Below are 17,949 nucleotides of genomic sequence, written 5' to 3' on the forward strand. Positions count from 1 at the left end.
CACAGTTTCCAAATTAATAAAACAGGGCATCCCCCCCACCGCTGGTGGGAATGATCAACCCGGTTTTTGGGTGGTAGTAATCTTTCTCGTTCACTAATGCGGGGAATTTATCCGCGATTATTTCAATAGCCCCTTTCTGGTTTAAGGCATTGTACTCCTGTTCATAGATGCTCACTGAAAAAGGCTGCAATTTTCGCAAGGTTGAGAAGGGATATGGGGTGTTTTTTAATTCATCAATCAGTAGTAAAGCCTCCTGGTTATACGGAATAATTACCGAAAGCGTTGCTTCTTCGATTACTCGAAACTTTTGTGCCGCATCAGCAAAATCCAGCATAAATGACTGACTTTTATCAAAACAGCCTAGAATGTTCTTAAAATCAAAGTCTCGCTTATCTTTCAATGAGTAAAGATAGTTATAGAATGTCTGGATGGCCGGTATGGAAATGGGTTCATCAGGAAATTCTCGAAGAACCATACGGGTGATTTCTGCAGATTGCGCAATGTATTTGGGAACCTTTTTCACAAACTCCGAATCTGGCTCAAATAAGAACATTTTTCCATCTGAGCGTTTCATCTCCCGGTTCACACGGCCGGCTGCCTGATTGATTGAATCTAAGCCGGTTAATGCGCGGTATCCTACCGGAAAATCCAGATCAACCCCCGCTTCCATGACTGTGGTGGAGACTACCCGGCAGGGCAATTGTTTTGAAAGTCTATCGCGAATATCCATCATAGTTTCGAGACGGTGCACCGGGCACATCAGCGTAGAAAGGTGATAGCTGCCTTTGCTATCCAGGCCATCGAAAAGCCCTTTTGCATGGGCACGGGTATTGACAATACATAAAACCTGGTCTTCAGAATTAAGCTTACCAATCAAATCATGATCGCTGATTTTACCAATGCTCTTTACTTCCACCCTTCGATAGAAATTATATAATTCTTGCGGATCAGGCGCCAGTTCAATCGGGTGGATTTCTTCCGGTAGAAATTTCTCTAAATTGGGTTGTGTGGCAGTGCAGAAAACCGCACTCGCGCCGTAATTGGTTACCAGCTCCCGAATTGCGTACATTACCGGATACATATAGTCACGCGGAAACATTTGCGCTTCATCGAAGATGATTACACTTTTAGCAATATTATGTAGTTTTCGACAGCGTGAAGACCGGTTTGCAAATAGCGATTCAAAGAATTGCACGTTGGTGGTTACCACAATTGGAATATCCCAATTTTCTGCCGCGAGTTTTAACTTTGAAAAAACGTTGTTGGTCTGGTTATCAAGAAGTTCGCCATTTTCCGCACGCTTGCCTTCCCAATCGAAATTGGAATGGTGTTCTAAAATGTTCTCTTCACCCAAAATATCTTTGAATACTTTCGCGTTCTGCTCGATGATAGTTGTAAAAGGGATTACGTAAATAATTCTCTTAAGTCCATGGCGCGTAGCGTGATTCAGCGCAAACGCCATGGATGACAGCGTTTTTCCTCCTCCGGTTGGGACAGTTAGTGTGAAGAATCCGGGGTTTAGAGACGCCTTTTCTATGCAGGAACGCATTGTTTGGGTTCGTTTGATATCAATTTCACGTACTGGCGCATCAAATTTACCCAAAAAGGAGTTATATCTATCCCGCAGTTTTTCTATACTCTCATAAACCCCGCGTGGTTTTTCCCCTTGCATATAAGTTTGCGTTTCTTGAAAATCAGCATCGACTACTGCTGAAAAGATCATGCGCGTCATAAACGCAAAAGAAAATCCCCAATGATCCTTAATGGGCCGAATAGCTAATTTTGATGGCAATTCAAACTGAGCAGCAGATAATTCAACTTGAAAATGACTGTAATCACAAACAGCAGTTTTCAAACGGGCTAGCAATGTTCCATCCCCAGGAAGATCAGAGGAATCGCCATAATCTGGCAATCCTGTATGGTGTCCCACAATGCAATAGGCCAATATAGTGGCTAATGGCTCATAAGGTGTGCCTTTAAAAATCTTGCATAACTCCTTTGCGCCCGCGGTTGAATGATCAACGCGAATCTTTCTTCCTTCCAGACGCTGCTGGAATTCAAGGGAGTATTTTCCAAGATCATGTACCAATGCAGCCGTGCTGGCTAACTGGCTAATACCGGCATCTTGCCCAAATTTCTCAGCCAGTCTGCTTGAGTTGATTAGGTGATCAATAAGGAGTTGCCAGTTTCTTTTCTCTTCACCATTTTTTGAATGGGCGTAAAAATGATTCCGGATCATATCTTCCATTATTCTTCATTGCTCCTTCTATAAACATCCATCAATCTTTTCGCCTCATCAGATAAATTTTCTCTTAATCTCTCCGGCTCCAGCACCTCCACATCCGCTCCCCAGCCCCTTATCCAGGGCATCATCTCCTGCGGTTCAGCGATTTTGGCATGCCAGAGCAGGCTGCCATCCGCTAACGGCTCCACCTGCTCTGTGCAATGCCAGCGAGTCTCCCCTAACCGCTGAGCAACCCTGGCAGAAAACTTCAACACCACCTCGACCGGCTCTTCGTCGGTGTACCAAATGCCCCAGGCATACTTCAACAAATCGCGCGGGTCAAAATCTGCGGGGATGGTATAGGCCTCTCTCAGCGCTTCCACTCGCTCGATGCGTTCTATTTTTAATGTGCGCAGCGCGTTGTGATGTTCGCTGAAGCCAATTACATAGGTTGATCTCCCCACTGCTCCAGGTTCAATGAAATAAGGAGAGAATACTGTTTCTTTGACCGGTTCATTCACCCTGGCCCGGTACCAGAGCTTCACTTTTCTGCCCGCCGCCCAGGCTAAAGTGATCACCTCCAACGAGCGTAGAAAACCTTGATCGTTCCAACGCGATTCTTCATCGATGGCATCTGCAGACTGAGCGAGATGCTGGCAGATATGGGGTGCCAATCGTTCCAGCGCCACAGCCATCTTGCGTAACGCAGCGGCCGCATGTGGGTTTTGGCGATCGATACAGGTTGCCAGCAGGCGAGAAGCCAGGTGCACGGCGGTGGCTTCGTGCAGATTCAGATGAACGTGAATCAAATCAGCCGAACGATCCAACTTCCATTTACCGCCATCCATGTCATCAACATAGATGTAAGCGGGCAAATCAGCCACATAGCGGTTGATCGTTGAGCGGTTGACCGAGAGACGCCGGGCAATTTCGGCTTGTGTCAGCCCTTCTGGATGAGCTAAAAGCATCGCCTCAATTTGATGAAGCCTTCCAGCTTTTCGCACAGATGGATTCATAACTCCCCTTATTCATTTTAGTATTGGGTGGTGTCCGATTAAGCCCCCACTATTCAAAACAACATTTTGGGCCTGCTCACACCGCGCTGATCTATGATTGATCTTACCGCGCTTGTGTTGCAAGGCAAGCAACAACTATATATATTCTAGCAAATTTCGCGCAAATCCAAAACAGCATTTTCTGCACCGGTTTCCAAGGTTTCCCAAGATCTCATTATGTTCGCTATAGCAAACCACCAATTATCCATTCCCACTGTAAAACATTTTTAATCTGGCTATAATAATTCTAGGGGATAGCGCAAAACAACAACAGGGGACAATCCAGTGCGCATTCATTAATCCAGCCCACACCACGCGGCCTCAACACCTTAAAGCCGGAATGATCGTATCCATCTATATGCGTTATAGAAGGAGTAATAGGATGTTTCGACAACCCTCTTCCAGACTTCCAAAATCAATTCATTTGTTCCTTGTCATCATGATGGCATTACTGCCGCTGCATTTTGGGACGCGGTCCGTTCAGGCAGCTCCAAGCGAGCTGTTTTTTTCTGAGTACATTGAAGGCTCAAGCAATAACAAGGCGCTGGAGATTTTCAACGGCACCGGCGCAGATGTTGACCTCACAGCCGGGGCCTACAATGTGCAAATGTATTTCAACGGCAATTCGTCCGCGGGGTTGACGCTCAACCTGAATGGTGTGGTCGCGGATGGGGATGTTTTTGTGTTGGCGCATTCCAGCGCCGCCCCTGAAATTCTGGCGCAGGCCGATTTCACCAATGGATCTGGCTGGTTCAATGGGGACGACGCGGTGGTGCTTCGCAAAGGCACGGATATCATTGATGTGATTGGTCAAATTGGCTTTGACCCTGGCAGTCAATGGGGCAGCGACCTGACCAGCACCGCAGACAACACCCTGCGCCGTAAAGGTCCGATAGAAATGGGCGACCCCAACGGCAGTGATGTGTTTGATCCGTCCGTGGAGTGGGATGGCTATGACAACAACACCTTCGATGGGCTGGGCAGCCATTCGGTCATCAGTGAGGAACTGGCGCCTATCGTGGCTTCGACTGACCCGGCTGACGGCGCCACTGGTGTGGCCGTTGACGCCAACCTGCAGGTGGTGTTCAGTGAAGCAGTGGACGTAAGTGGCGCGTGGTTCGACTTAACTTGCTCGGTGAGTGGCGCTCACACTGCTGTGGTGAGCGGCGGACCGGCCAGCTATGTCCTCGACCCGGATGTAAATTTCACCAATGAAGATTGCACGCTGACGATTTTTGCAACCAATGTAACCGATCAGGATACGGATGATCCGCCCGATCAGATGGAAAGCGATACTACAATCACTTTCTCACCCGTGGATGTTTGCCTGCTGCCTTACGATGAAATCTCCGTTATTCAAGGCTCCGGCCCCACCCCCGCGGTGACGGGCCCGGTTACAACGATGGGGGTTGTGATTGCGGACTATGAAGGGCCATCTCCCAACCTGCGCGGCTTTTATCTGCAGGACTTGGAAGGTGATGGTGATCCGGCTACCTCAGACGGCATCTTTGTGTTCAATGGCAACAATGATCATGTCAGCCTTGGTGATGTGGTGCGCGTCTCCGGGTCGGCGGCGGATTACCAGGGCCAGACCCAGATTAGCAGCGTTTCCTCGATTGTCAAATGTGGAGAGGGCGCCGTTGCTCCGGTAGAGGTTTCTCTGCCTGTGCCAACGGCGGAGTTCCTTGAGCAGTATGAAGGCATGCTGGTAACGTTGCCACAGACCCTTTATGTTACCGAGCATTATCAACTTGGGCGTTTTGGACAGGTTGTGCTTTCATCTGGCGATCGTTTGTGGCAGCCGACCAGTCTGGCGCTGCCGGGAGCGGAGGCGCTTGCGCTGCAGGCTGCGAATAATCTCAACCGGATTATTCTCGATGATGTGTTAAATAATCAGAACCCCGATCCAATTCTCTTTGGGCGCGGTGGGCTTCCGCTTTCCGCTGATAATACCCTGCGCGGCGGCGACACGGTAACCGGAGTCACCGGTGTTATGACCTATACCTGGTCAGGAAATTCTGCCAGCGGCAATGCTTACCGGGTTCGTCCGGTAAGCGTGGAAGCCAGTATGCTGAATTTTGTGCCGGCAAATCCTCGTCCAGAAACACCGGCAGAGCCGGGGGGTACGCTCAAAGTCAGCGCCCTCAATTTGCTGAACTACTTCAACACTTTTGACGGCTTGCCCGACACTGTAGACAATTGCGCCAATGGCGTGGGAGGCGAACCGACCGATTGCCGGGGCGCAGATACTGCCAATGAATTTGAGCGACAGGCGGCAAAGACAATTGAGGCAATTCTGACCATGAATGTGGATGTGCTGGGCGTCGTTGAGGTTGAAAATGATGGGTATGGACCGGATAGTGCCATCCAGGATTTGGTGGATCGATTAAATGCTGCTAGCGCGCCGGGCACCTATGCCTTTATAGACGTTGATGCTGCCACCGAGCAAATCAACGCGCTGGGGACAGACGCGATCAAAGTCGGACTGGTGTACAAACCGCTCAGCGTGACCCCCGTAGGCAGCACGGCAGTGCTGAACACTGGCGCGTTTGGTGAATACATCATCACAGATGGTGTTACCAGCCGTAACCGGCCCGCGCTGGCTCAAACCTTCCAACAAAATTCAAACGGCGCGCGCTTTACGGCGGTGGTTAATCACCTTAAGTCCAAAGGTTCGGCTTGCGATGATAATATCAGCCCGGTGGGACCGGACCCAGATCTCGGCGATGGACAGGGGAACTGTAACCTGACCCGCAAAGCAGCCGCGGAAGAACTGGCGGCATGGCTGGCTGGTGATCCAACCAATACAAGTGAAACCGACATTTTGATTCTGGGAGACCTGAACTCTTACAGCAAGGAAGACCCAATCGCGGCGCTGGAATCGGCGGGGTATACGAATCTGATCCACGCCTACGGCGGCGACACCGCTTACTCCTATGTGTTTGACGGGCAGTGGGGTTACCTGGACCACGCCTTGGGTTCTGACACACTGCTTTCACAGGTAACCGGGGTGGAAGAATATCACATTAACGCCGATGAGCCGAGTGTTCTGGACTACAACACCGACTTCAAGAGCCCGGACCAGATCGTTTCCCTCTTCAATCCTGATCAATACCGCGTTTCGGATCACGATCCGGTGATTGTGGGACTTGACTTACAGAATGCGCCCGATCTTTCTGATCTCGGTTTCGTAACGGGTGGAGGATGGTTTGTCTCGCCAGCAGGCGCCTATACAGCTCAGCCAGAATTGGTTGCGAAAACACACTTTGATTTGACCGTCAAGTACCATTATCAGAATATTCTCCCACAAGGAAACTTTAAGCTGAAACTGCAAAAAGCCAGGTTTGACTTCCGCAGTGACACGCTTGACTGGCTGACCATCAATGGTGATCATTCTTTGGCCATCTTCACAGGCAGTGGTTCCCTTAACGATGAGGGTGGTTACCACTACATGGTGTGGGTTGGAGACGGCTCGCCGGAGGCCATTCGAGTCCTGATTTGGAACAATGACCAGATCGTCTTTGATAATCGCGGACTGCAGCCGATCAATAATGGCAGTCTGGTGATCCATTAATCATGACGACGCCATAACCGTGTAATTCCAATCTGAAACAAGCCCCGCCCTTTCTTTGGAGAGGGCGGGGACGTTTAATACCGGTTAGCCCCACTTTCTCCTAAAACGATAAGCCGCTTTCCACCATCCCCTTTCGGGCAAAGAGAGCTATCAATGCCGTGTGTGTTTGCATCTGATGGTATGATATGTTAAAAGTCACTCATTTTTACCCGCCATTATGTTTCCCATTCTGCGCACGAAGATCACCATTCCACCCGTCAGCCCCCGGCAGATTCAGCGCGCGCGCCTGCTGCGGCAGGTCTCGCAGGGCGCGCAGCGGGCGCTGACCCTTATCCTTGCGCCGGCTGGCTATGGCAAGACCACTCTGGCGGCGACCTGGGCGCAGACCGGCGAGATGCCGTCTGCCTGGCTGACGCTGCAGCCCGGCGACCGCCCGCGGGAGCGGTTTTTAGCCAGTCTGATCCAGGCTTTGCAAGTTGTATCTCCACCGGTTGGACAAACCACGCTGGCGCTCTTGCAGGGCGGGTTTAGTGAGGGCGCGCTGGCGGCGCTGGTCAATGATCTGTGCGATGTTCGCACCCACCTCGCCCTGATTTTGGACGATTATCATTGCGTGGATGGCCCGGAAGCGGGAGAGGTCCTGCAGTATTTGCTGGAGAACCGCCCGGCAAATTTCCATTTGATTCTTACAACGCGGGTGATGCCCGATCTTAACCTGACCCGGCTGCGCGGATTGGACCAGGTTATGCAGGTGGGTGTGGACGACTTGCGCTTTACCCGGCAGGAAGTTCTTGATTTTCTGAAAAACAGAATGGCGTTACTTCTGCCGCCGCATGAAGTGGAACAGCTTGAGCGCCTGACCGAAGGGTGGGCGGTGGGGCTGCAATTGGCTGCGCTGGCGCTGGCGCGCCACTCCTCGGACTGGCAGCAATTGGACGGCCAGGAACAAATTTTTGATTACCTGGCCGAAGAAGTGCTGCGGCGCGAACCGTTGGAGGTCCAGGGGTTTATGCAGATTACCGCCCTGTTCGATCGGATCTGCGCGCCGCTAGCGGAGGTTTTGCTCAAAGAGGCTGGTCCTCCGGCTGAACTGCCAGATATGGAAGCGGGAGCGGGGCAGAAGGGCAAGTCTGGAAACACTATCTCACCGAAAAAGACGGCCACCAGTTTGCTGCGCTATGTAGAGCGCGCCAATCTCTTTCTGATTCCATTGGATCCGCGGCGCACCTGGTACCGTTATCACGCGCTGTTGGCCGATTTTCTGCGCCGAACCATACCGTCAGAGCGGGCGGCTGCGTACTATCGCGCGGCCAGCCGCTGGTTTGAACAGGCGGGTTACCTGGATGATGCCATCCATTACGCTGTCCACGCCAAAGACTGGGAACGTGCTGCGGAACTGCTGGAACGCCATTATCAGGATATGCTTCAGCGCGGCGAGCAGTTGGCGATTTTGGAATGGATTGCCGCTTTGCCCATCGAGTTGTTGGACCGCTATCCGCGCCTGTGGCTGGCGCGTGGATGGGCCCAGATCATATCCCTCGATTCCAATGAGGCATACCGGTGTATTGATCGGGCGCAGCAAATCTGTTCGCCCACAAAAGAGAATGAATCGCTGTTGGGAGAAGCCAAAGCGCTGCGCATTCTGACCGAGATTTTCTCGGGCAAGGTAACGGATGAACAGGAGTTGTCGGAGGCGTTTGTGCTTCTCTCCGAGAAAGACGATTTTCTGCACAGTTTGTTGTATTTCAACATGGGGCTGCGCAGCGTTATTCTGGGTGAAACGGCTCAGGCGGTCGATTCGTTCAACGAAACCATCCGCTTGACCAAGGTTTTGAACAATCCCCTGGTAACGATTGTGGCTTATGTGCAGCTGGGGGAGACCCGCCAGGTGCGTGGGGCATTTGGTCTGGCAGAGCGGACGTTCCAGCAGGCGTTCCGGTACGCCAGGGACACCCTGGGCGAGAACACCTTCTTATTGGGCATGCCTTACATCAGTTATGCCGATTTGCTGCGCGAGCAAAACCGCTTTGATGAAGCGCTGGAGTATGCTAAAAAAGGGATCGCTTACTGCCAGATGTGGCAGCCTGTTGCCAGCATGGATGGTTTGATCGCCATGGCGCGTATTCGAGCGGCGCAAGGGCGTTGGAAGGAATCGGACGAATACCTGGAACGCGCTTTGCTTGTCTCTGAGACCAGTGTGTCTCTGGTGGATGACCGCCTGGTTGCCAGCCAGCGCGCGCGCCTGGCGCTGCTGCGCGGGGACTCGGTCTGCGCTGTGCAGGCGTTGAAGACCATTGAATGGGAAAAATCTGGCGACCAGAATTATTATATTTATTGGGAAGTAAGCCGGCTGCTGACATGCCGCCTGAAGATTCTCGAATCCGCCCAGGATAGCGCTGAAATAAGCGGCGTCATCGAAGAGCTGGCGGAGCTGGCGCGTGAGTCTGAGCGCCGCGAGCGGGTGACGTCCTTGATCGAATCGTTGATCTTGCTGGCCTACGCATTGGATGCGCTTGGGCGGCCCGACCAGGTCTGCGAAAACCTCACGCGCGCGCTCACCCTGGGAGCGCAAAGCGGATATGTGCGCATGTTTGTGGATGAAGGCGCGCCGCTGCTGCGCTTGTTTGAAAAATATTCAACACGGATTCGCGCTCCGCGCTCCTATACCGACAGGATCGCCCACCTGCTTCGCCAGGAGGTGTCTGCCGCTAGGCCCATTGACGAAAAAACTCAGCAACCGGCAGGCCAAATGCTTCCGCTCACGCGCCGCGAGTTGGATATTCTATCGCTTTTAGCGCAGGGAAAAAGCAATCAAGATATTGCCAGTGAATTTGTGCTGACGGTGAACACAGTCAAGAAACACGTTTCCAATATTCTCGGCAAGTTGGGGGTGTCGAATCGGACTCAGGCCGTCATGTTGGCCAGAGAAAGAGGCTGGCTGGACTAAAAATACCTCTTTTCTACTCCTTTTGCGTGCCGACAAGCAGCTCCCCGCTAGGTATCTTTATATCAAGAGACCTGCCGGGGAGTTTATTTTTCGGATCACAATCACCCTTTTTCCTTGCAGGCAAGAGGCACGCATGAACAGCCATCCTTTGATCGCGCTTGAATCCGTTACGAAAACTTACCAGACCGATGCCGGACCGTTTATGGCATTAAAAAGTGTCAATCTGCATGTTGATGCTGGTGAGTTTGTTGCGATTGTGGGCAAATCGGGCAGCGGCAAAACCACTCTGATTAACATGATCACCGGCCTGGACCGGCCAACCAGCGGTCAGATTCATGTGGGCGGGGCGGCCGTGGAAACGTTGAGTGAAAACCAGTTGGCAGCCTGGCGCGGTGTCACAATAGGCGTCGTGTTCCAGTTCTTTCAGCTTCTGCCCACATTGACCGCACTGGAAAATGTGATGCTGCCGATGGATTTATGCAACACCCCTACTTTTGCCTTGCGCCGTGACCGGGCGGTAGAGCTGCTCAGCTTGATGGAGATTGAGCAGCACGCGAACAAGCTGCCCTCCAAACTGTCGGGCGGGCAGCAGCAGCGTGTGGCAATTGCCCGCGCCCTGGCCACTGATCCCCCCATTCTTGCGGCTGATGAACCGACCGGGAACCTGGACTCGAAGACCGCCGCTGCTGTTTTTGCGCTGTTTGAGCGCCTGACCGGTCTGGGTAAAACGGTGCTGATGGTTACCCATGATCCCGACTTGGCGCGCCGCGCGGGCCGCCAGATTCACATTGCTGATGGGGTCATTGTGGATGACCTGAATGGGTATCAGAAGAAGCCAGAGCTTGCCCTGGTCTTGGCCCAGGAAGGATGCCACCGATGATCCGTTGGATGAAAGTGTTTCGAGATTTGTGGAATAACCGATCGCGCACGATTCTGGTGATCTTCTCCATTGCCGTTGGGGTATTCGCGATAGGTATGATCGCGGCTACCTACCAGGCGCTGACCGCTTCGTTGGCCAACCAGTATGCCGGTATGCGCCCGGCAGACATCATTCTTAAGACCGCCCCGCTGCTGGATGATGATTTTGTATCTTCCATCCGCCACATGCGCGGGGTGGATGAAGCGGAAGGCCGCCTGGCGCTTCCGCTGCGCATATCGCTGGATGGAGAGGGCAGAACCTGGCGGGACCTGACCCTCTATTCGCTGGCCGATTATGAAAACCAGCGCTTGTTTTTGGTGCGCGAGCAAGACGGAAGCTGGCCGCCGAACAAGGGCGAGGTGCTGATGGAACGCGCTTCGATGGAGTTCATTGGCGCGCAGCCAGGCGACCAGATTTTAGTGAAGACGGCTGGTGGCAAGCAGTACCGCCTCACGGTGACCGGGCGGGCGCATGACCTGTACCGCATACCGCCAGTGATTGAGGGCTGGATCTATGGATATGTCGGCATGGACACCCTGCGCTGGATGGGACAGCCAGAGGGGTATAACGAATTGTACGTTTCTACCACCAGCTCGGACTCAACCAGCGTTCGCGCCATCAGTGAAAAAGTGGCGGATCGAATCGAAGGTTTGGGCCTGCCGGTTTACCAAAAAACACTGCCCAACCGTCACGAACACCCGATGAATTTTATCATCAGCACGATTTTGGTTCTGTTGGGTCTTTTGGCCGGTTTGTCGCTTTTCTTAAGCGGCTTGCTGGTGGTCAATATCGTCTCGGCGCTGGTGGCGCAACAAGAACGGCAGATCGGCATCATCAAAGCCATTGGCGGCAGGTCTGGGCAGATTATCGGCATGTACTTCAGTATGGTGATTTTCCTGGGTCTGGCAGCCTGTATGCTGGCCATCCCCGCCAGCCAGCTGGGAGCGCAGGCTTTGGCCGGGTTTGTGGCGCAGTTGATCAATTTTGATCCGCCGCAGGTAGGGATGAAGCCCTCCATAATTCTGCTTCAATTGGGGGTCGGTCTGATTGTGCCGATTTTGGCGGCTGCCCCCGCGATTCTAAGTGGCAACAACGTTTCGCCTGCAAGAGTCTTAAGCGAATATGGAATAAATCAGGTGTGGGGTGGGTTTGGGACGCTGGATAGGCTCCTGGCTCTTATCCCCCGCCTTCCCCGCGATCTGTTACTCTCGATTCGCAATCCCTTCCGCAAGCGCAAACGCCTGTTGCTTTCCCTGCTGACGCTTACCCTGGCTGGGGCAATTTTTATGGGCATTGTCAACTTGCGCGCATCGCTGAACGAGACTCTCAACCAGATGCTCGGCTTCTGGGAATACGATGCCTGGCTGGTTGTGGATGAGTATGTCCACAATGAAAGGCTAATCCGCACCGCCTTGTCCGTCCAGGGTGTGGAGCAGGCCGAAGCCTGGGGCTTTACCCTTGGCCGCTATGTGCGCGCGGATGGCACCGAAAGCGACAACCTGTATTTGCTGGCGCCGCCTGCGGGCACCGAATTGCTCAATCCGCCGATTATTTCCGGGCGGGGGCTGCTGCCTGAAGATACCAACGCCATCCTGGTCTCGCCGGGGTTTCTGGCCAATGAACCCGATCTGGGGATTGGAAGCAAAATGTCCGTGAAGATCGATGGTCGCGAAGAGACGTACACCATTGTGGGTGTGATGAATATGATGGGCAACAGCACCATCGGTTACTTCACCTTGATCGATTATGAGGATTTTTGCCAGCACGTCCGCAAGTGGAACCGCGCCAACGCGCTGATCTTTACCATTGCAGCCAGCGATCTGACGGCGCAGCAGGAGGTGAGCAGCGCGGTGGAACAACGCTACGATCACAACAACATCGAAGTCATCTCCAACTTTCTGATTTCAGAAGAGCGCGAAGAAATTGACGCTGCCTTTGCCATAATCGTGGCTTTGTTGATGCTCATGAGCGTTGTACTGGCAACGGTTGGCGGCCTGGGATTGATGGGAACCATGAGCCTGAACATTCTGGAGCGCACGCGGGAAATTGGCGTGATGCGCGCCTACGGCGCGTCCAGCAAAGCCGTTTTTCGGGTGGTGATCATTGAGGGGCTGCTGATCGGCGCGATGAGTTGGGTGCTGGCGATTGTTTTTTCCATTCCCATCAGCGTGCTGCTGGCGCGCGCAATCGGTCTTTCCTTTATGGATTTTCCGATGCCGGCTTCGTATTCGATGGGTGGGATAGCGATCTGGGCGGTGCTGGTGGTAGTCATCTCGATCCTGGCCAGTCTGTTCCCGGCCATGCGTGCGGTAAGCCTGACGGTGACGCAGGTTCTGGCGTATGAGTAAAAAGCATCAGCCAATTTGAAAAAAAGGCCGCTCTTGATCAGGGCGGCCTATCTGGGTAAATAACTATGCCTTTTTCTTCTTTTCTCTCACCGAGTAGACATACAGGGCAACCAGGGTGGCGACATAGGGCGCCATCGAGGCGAATTGGGAGGGGATGTACTGCTGCAGCAGCAGGCCGAAGCCGTCGGAAAAACCGAAAAGCAGAGAGATGATGGCTATACCCCACGGCGAGCCGTTCACCAGGATGATGGCGGCCAGAGAAATCCAGCCGCGCCCGGCAGACATGTTTTCAGAGAAGAGGGTAACATAGCCAAGCGAAAGGTAAGCCCCCGCCAGGCCGCAGAGGACGCCGCACAGCAGCAGGCTCCAGACGCGAATGCGCGAGGTGCGCACGCCGCTGGTGTCCAGGCAGGCGGCGTTGTAACCGGCGGCGCGCAGCCGCAAACCAAAGGGGGTTTTGAAAACCAAATAAGAAATAACTACGGTGGCCAGCAGCGCCAGATACACCACCAGGTTCTGACCGCTGAGGATTTCTCCTAGAAATGGTATGTCTTTCAGGAGAGGAATGTCGACGCTCGGTATGGAAACAATCCCCGGGCCGGAGAACGCGCCTTTTACCTGGAAAATTTGGCGCAGCAGGTAGGTGGTCGCGCCCAGAGCGAACAGGTTCAGCCCAATGCCGGTCACAAACTCGTCCGTTTTCAGCACCACCGAGAACAGGATAAAGATGAGCGCCATGAGCAGCGAGCCGAGGATAGCGGCGACAATGCCCATGCCCCAGGATTGGAAGTAGTAAGAGCCCAGCACGGCAAAAAAAGCGCCGCCGAGCATCATGCCTTCCATGGCGATGTTGAAGATGCCCGCGTAGTAGGTCAGCGTGCCGCCCAGGGCAGCCAGCAGAATGGGCGTCGCGCCGGTGATCATGCCATTAATCAGTCCAACGAGAATCTTCATGCGCTGCGCTCCTTTGCTTTGCGGCGGGCGGCCGTCCGATCCATGAAGATGTCCAGGTATTCGCGGCCGGCCACGATGATCAGCACAATCGCGGCTTGCAGCACCTGAATGAATTCGCTGGGTACAGCGGTGATCAATTCCATGCCCAGCGCGCCGGTTTGCAGGGTGGCAAAGAACAGGCCGTACAACACGGTGGCGATCAGACCGTTGTTGGCCACCATGGCGATCATCACCCCGTCCCAGGCGTAATTCGCGCCAATGCCTTTCAGAAAACGGTGCGGTCCAGCCATAATCACCAGGCCGCCAGCCAGGCCGGCCAGGGCGCCGGTTACCAGCATAACGGTCAGATAATTCTTATTAATGTCGCAGCCGCCCAGGCGGGCAAACAGGGAGTTTTGCCCGGTGATGCGCCATTCGTAGCCGGCGGTGAAGCGGGTGAAGATGAACCACACACCCGCGAAGGCCAGCAGCATCACGATCACGCTGGAGTTGAATTCGCCAAACTCCGGCAGCCAGCCCGAGCGGTTGATCAGCGGTGTCATGGGCGAGAAGGCGGATTGATCGTAAAACGGGTAAGTGATGGCCCAATAGGTGAAGAAATCGGCGATCATGTTGAGCATCAGGGTGGTGATGAATTCGCTCATACCGAACCACTGGCGCAGCAGGGCGGCCACACCCGACCATAGCGCTCCGCCGAGCATGGCCAGCAAGATCAGAAAAGGGATCATCAGGACGGGCGGTAAATCCACGTACAGCCCGCCGATGGTCACCAACAGCGCGCCCATCAGGAATTGCCCCGGCTGGCCCAGGTTAACCGGCCCGGAGGCGAAGGCTAACGAGGCCGACAAACCGGTGAGGATGAGGGGCACCGAGTTTTGCAGGGTGGTGGCCAGGGAGTAGAAATCTCCCAACGAGTAGCTGAACAATGCGCCGTAGGTTTCCAGGGGATCGTAGTTCTGGAAAAGCATAATCAGCGCGCCGAGCAGCATGGCCACGAAAATACCGGTTACACCGCTGATCACCTTTTTATTCATGGTCTTTTTCCTTGCCTTCCAGCATGAGAATGCCAACTTCTTCCAGGCTGGTCTGTTCGGCGGCCAGGTCGGCGACAATGCGACCGCGGTGCAGCACCAGAATGCGGTCTGAAAGGCGGAACAATTCTTCGAGGTCGGCTGAAATTAACAGGATGGCGCGCTGGTTGTCGCGCATGTTGAGAATTTGCTGATGCACATACTCAATTGAGCCCACGTCCAGGCCGCGGGTGGGCTGGTCGAGAAGCAAAAAGGGGCTGTTAAGCAGCAGTTCGCGCCCCAAAATCACTTTCTGCTGGTTGCCGCCCGAAAGCGAGCGGAAGGCGTTATCCATATCGCCCATGCTGACAGAGAACTGTTTTTCAATCTCGCGGGTAAACTGACGGGTGGCTTCGCCGACCAGTAAACGGCCTTTCCAACGCGATAGGCGGGGATTGAGGCGGTGATGGGTCATCATGCTGTTTTCGCGGATGCTGGCAGTGATGCTGGCGCCCATTTTGCCGCGGTCTTGCGAGACAAACGAAATGAGTTTGCGCCGTTCCAGAATGGGCAGGTGGGTGATCTCTTTGCCGTTGACAGAAATTTTTCCACTGGTGTGCTCGAGCAAACCCATGATGGCATTGACCAGCTCCAGCTGTCCGTTGCCTTCCACGCCGGCGACGCCCACAATCTCCCCGGCGCGCACCGCAAAGTTGATGTCTTTCAAAAATTGGTGGCCATTATGATGGGCGTGATTGAGATTCTCTACCGAAAAAACGACTTCACCGGGCTGGCCCTGATTGGCAATGGATGAGAAGATCACCTCTCTGCCCACCATCATTTGCGCCAGCTCGCGCTTGGAGGTGCTGGCGGTATCCACGGTGGCTATTTTCTGCCCTTTGCGCAGCACGGTGGTGCGGTCGCTTAATTCAATGACTTCATCCAGATGGTGAGAGATGAAAAGGATGGTGTGGCCGTTGTCTTTCAACCGGCGCAGTTCTGAAAAGAGTTGGGGAATCTCCTGCGGGGTAAGCACCGCGGTGGGCTCATCCAGAATCAGCACCGAGACGTTGCGAAACAGCAGTTTCAGAATCTCCACTTTCTGGCGGGCGGCCACCGAGATGTCTTCCACCAGCGCGGTGGGATTCAAATTGAGTTGAAACTCTTGGATTTTTTGAGCAACCTGTGCCTGGGCTTTGGCCGCGTCTAAACGGCCCCAAACGTTCCGGGGCTCCACGCCCAAGACCACGTTCTCCCAGACGGTATATTCGGGGATCAGCAGGATCTCCTGGTGCACCATGCCAATCCCGCTGGCGATGGCGTCCCCCGGTTGTTTGAAATGGATGGGCTTGCCGTGGTGGAGAATTTCTCCGGCGCCGCGCTCTTCCATGCCATAGAGGATCTTCATCAGCGTGCTTTTGCCCGCGCCATTTTCACCCACAATGGCATGGATTTCTCCTTTGCGAAATTCCACCGTTACATTGTCCAGCGCCACCAGACTGGGCGGGAACACTTTGACAATGTTTTGCATTTCAATCAAGTTTTCCACCACGGCAAAGTCCCTTTCCGTGCAAAATGGCTGACTATTCGCCCGTGTAGCGTTCCACCACCAGCGTGCCGTCAATGATTTGCTGGCGGATCGCATTGACCTGGTCGATGGTGCCTTGCGGCAGCACCTGCTGCTGGGCGGTAAAGTCTACGTCCACGCCGCCGGTGGCCAGACCGTATTCCAATACCTGTCCGGGCTGGTAGGTGCCGTCTTTGATGGTTTTGAAAACGTCGATAATTGCCTGGCCAACGTTCTTGATGTCGCTAGCAACCACATGGCCGGGAACAATGTCATTCTGGTTGGTATCGACGCCGATCGCGTACAGACCGCGCTCGCCGGCCGCCTGCAGCACACCAATGCCAGCCGCGGCGGCAATCTGGAAGACCACGTCTGCTTTCATGTCATAGAGCTGCAGGGCAGCCTGCTTGCCTTTGGCTGTGTCGTCCCACGAGCCGAGATACTTGGTTTCCACTTTGATGTCAGGATCGATCGATTGGGCGCCGTTGGTATAGGCGAACACAAAGGCCTGAATCACCGGGTCAACATCGCCGCCCACCGCGCCAATGATTTTGTCTGCATTGACGTTGGGGATGGAGGTGTCGAGGGTGGTCAGGGCGGCCACCACGCCGGTCAGGTAGGCACTTTCCTCTTCGATGAAATCGACTGACGTAATGGTGTTCTTTTCGTTCTGCACAACGGTATCAAGGTTGACGAAGATCTTATCGGGATATTTATCCGCATATTCTTTGAGCTGATCTTCGTAGCCGTACGAGATGACAAAGATGACATCGGCATAGTTGACAGCCGCCTGCAGGGAAGGCTCGTACTGCCCGGCGTCGAAGTTACATTCGATGGTGCGAGTTTCCACGCCGTATTCCGCGGCGATCTGGTCGATGCCCTCTTTGCCAGAGTCGTAGAAGGATTTATCTCCCAGCGCGCCGTTGATCAGGTACACGACCTTCTCGGCTTGCGGGGCTTCAGCCTTGGGGGCGCAGCCCGCCGCGCTGACCAAAAGGATGGCCAGCATCAGGAAAACAAGCATTGACTTTCTCATATTTCTCTCCTCTTCTAATTTTTTCACTCAGGGTTGGATGCAAATGATCATGTTGACAATGCCTTCACCTTTGTGTTACAGGCAGGTTTGACGCGATGAATTTGGAAAATACGCTCCAGGTATAACGCCCATCAATATAGTCTATTTTAACCAGGTTTTAATCAATAGCAAAAGTAAGTTAAGTAACTGATCTTTTCCGAATTTGGCTTTTCAGGTTGTGGACAAGGCGATTGTGCCTTTTGTTAACGAATTTGCAATTGTTTCCCAGTTCCCAGCCATACGGGGCGAGGCCGGGTCCAGATCTTTTTTTTCAAA

The 17,949-nt window shown here is 53.7% G+C and carries 10 protein-coding genes; 4 read left to right on the forward strand and 6 right to left on the reverse strand.

Annotated features, from left to right (window positions below; genetic code table 11):
• Positions 1 to 13 precede the first annotated feature (13 nt).
• Both ADN00_RS06230 and ADN00_RS06235 read right to left on the reverse strand, forming a co-directional pair.
• A complete protein-coding gene (locus ADN00_RS06230; protein WP_082389933.1) occupies positions 14 to 2,248 on the reverse strand; it encodes a CRISPR-associated helicase/endonuclease Cas3 in 2,235 nt (744 codons plus the stop codon).
• A complete protein-coding gene (locus ADN00_RS06235; protein ID WP_082389934.1) occupies positions 2,248 to 3,240 on the reverse strand; it encodes a helix-turn-helix transcriptional regulator in 993 nt (330 codons plus the stop codon). The genes ADN00_RS06230 and ADN00_RS06235 overlap by 1 nt, the downstream gene beginning before the upstream one ends.
• Positions 3,241 to 3,661: 421 nt before the next feature.
• Between ADN00_RS06235 and ADN00_RS06240 the strand changes: the two genes are divergently transcribed.
• From ADN00_RS06240 to ADN00_RS06255, 4 genes are all read left to right on the forward strand, one after another.
• Positions 3,662 to 6,853 carry an ExeM/NucH family extracellular endonuclease gene (locus ADN00_RS06240; RefSeq protein WP_075062094.1) on the forward strand — a complete coding sequence of 1,064 codons (3,192 nt, stop codon included), beginning with the start codon at positions 3,662 to 3,664 and terminating at the stop codon, positions 6,851 to 6,853.
• A gap of 217 nt (positions 6,854 to 7,070) precedes the next feature.
• Positions 7,071 to 9,800 (forward strand): LuxR C-terminal-related transcriptional regulator, encoded by a 2,730-nt coding sequence (locus ADN00_RS20485; protein ID WP_075062095.1) that lies wholly within the window; start codon positions 7,071 to 7,073, stop codon positions 9,798 to 9,800.
• A gap of 133 nt (positions 9,801 to 9,933) precedes the next feature.
• A complete protein-coding gene (locus ADN00_RS06250) occupies positions 9,934 to 10,680 on the forward strand; it encodes an ABC transporter ATP-binding protein (protein WP_075062096.1) in 747 nt (248 codons plus the stop codon).
• A complete protein-coding gene (locus ADN00_RS06255; RefSeq protein WP_075062097.1) occupies positions 10,677 to 13,067 on the forward strand; it encodes an ABC transporter permease in 2,391 nt (796 codons plus the stop codon). The genes ADN00_RS06250 and ADN00_RS06255 overlap by 4 nt, the downstream gene beginning before the upstream one ends.
• Positions 13,068 to 13,130: 63 nt before the next feature.
• Here the strand turns inward: ADN00_RS06255 and ADN00_RS06260 are convergent, their stop codons facing one another.
• The 4 genes from ADN00_RS06260 to ADN00_RS06275 are packed head-to-tail and all read right to left on the reverse strand — an operon-like array spanning position 13,131 to position 17,634.
• Positions 13,131 to 14,021, reverse strand: a complete 891-nt coding sequence (locus tag ADN00_RS06260; protein ID WP_075062098.1) for an ABC transporter permease — start codon at positions 14,019 to 14,021, stop codon at positions 13,131 to 13,133.
• The gene (locus ADN00_RS06265; RefSeq protein WP_075062099.1) at positions 14,018 to 15,055 is read right to left on the reverse strand and encodes an ABC transporter permease; all 1,038 of its coding nucleotides are present in this window, start codon (positions 15,053 to 15,055) and stop codon (positions 14,018 to 14,020) included. Before ADN00_RS06265 ends, ADN00_RS06260 begins: the two co-directional genes overlap by 4 nt.
• Positions 15,048 to 16,562, reverse strand: coding sequence for an ABC transporter ATP-binding protein (locus tag ADN00_RS06270; protein ID WP_075062177.1), 1,515 nt, complete (start codon positions 16,560 to 16,562; stop codon positions 15,048 to 15,050). The genes ADN00_RS06265 and ADN00_RS06270 overlap by 8 nt, the downstream gene beginning before the upstream one ends.
• Before the next feature lie 52 nt (positions 16,563 to 16,614).
• Positions 16,615 to 17,634: a BMP family ABC transporter substrate-binding protein gene (locus tag ADN00_RS06275; protein ID WP_082389938.1), complete on the reverse strand. Its 1,020-nt coding sequence runs from the start codon at positions 17,632 to 17,634 to the stop codon at positions 16,615 to 16,617.
• Between the last annotated feature and the right edge of the window lie 315 nt (positions 17,635 to 17,949).

This window comes from Ornatilinea apprima, from assembly GCF_001306115.1.
In the GTDB taxonomy this organism is placed as follows: Bacteria; Chloroflexota; Anaerolineae; order Anaerolineales; family Anaerolineaceae; genus Ornatilinea; species Ornatilinea apprima.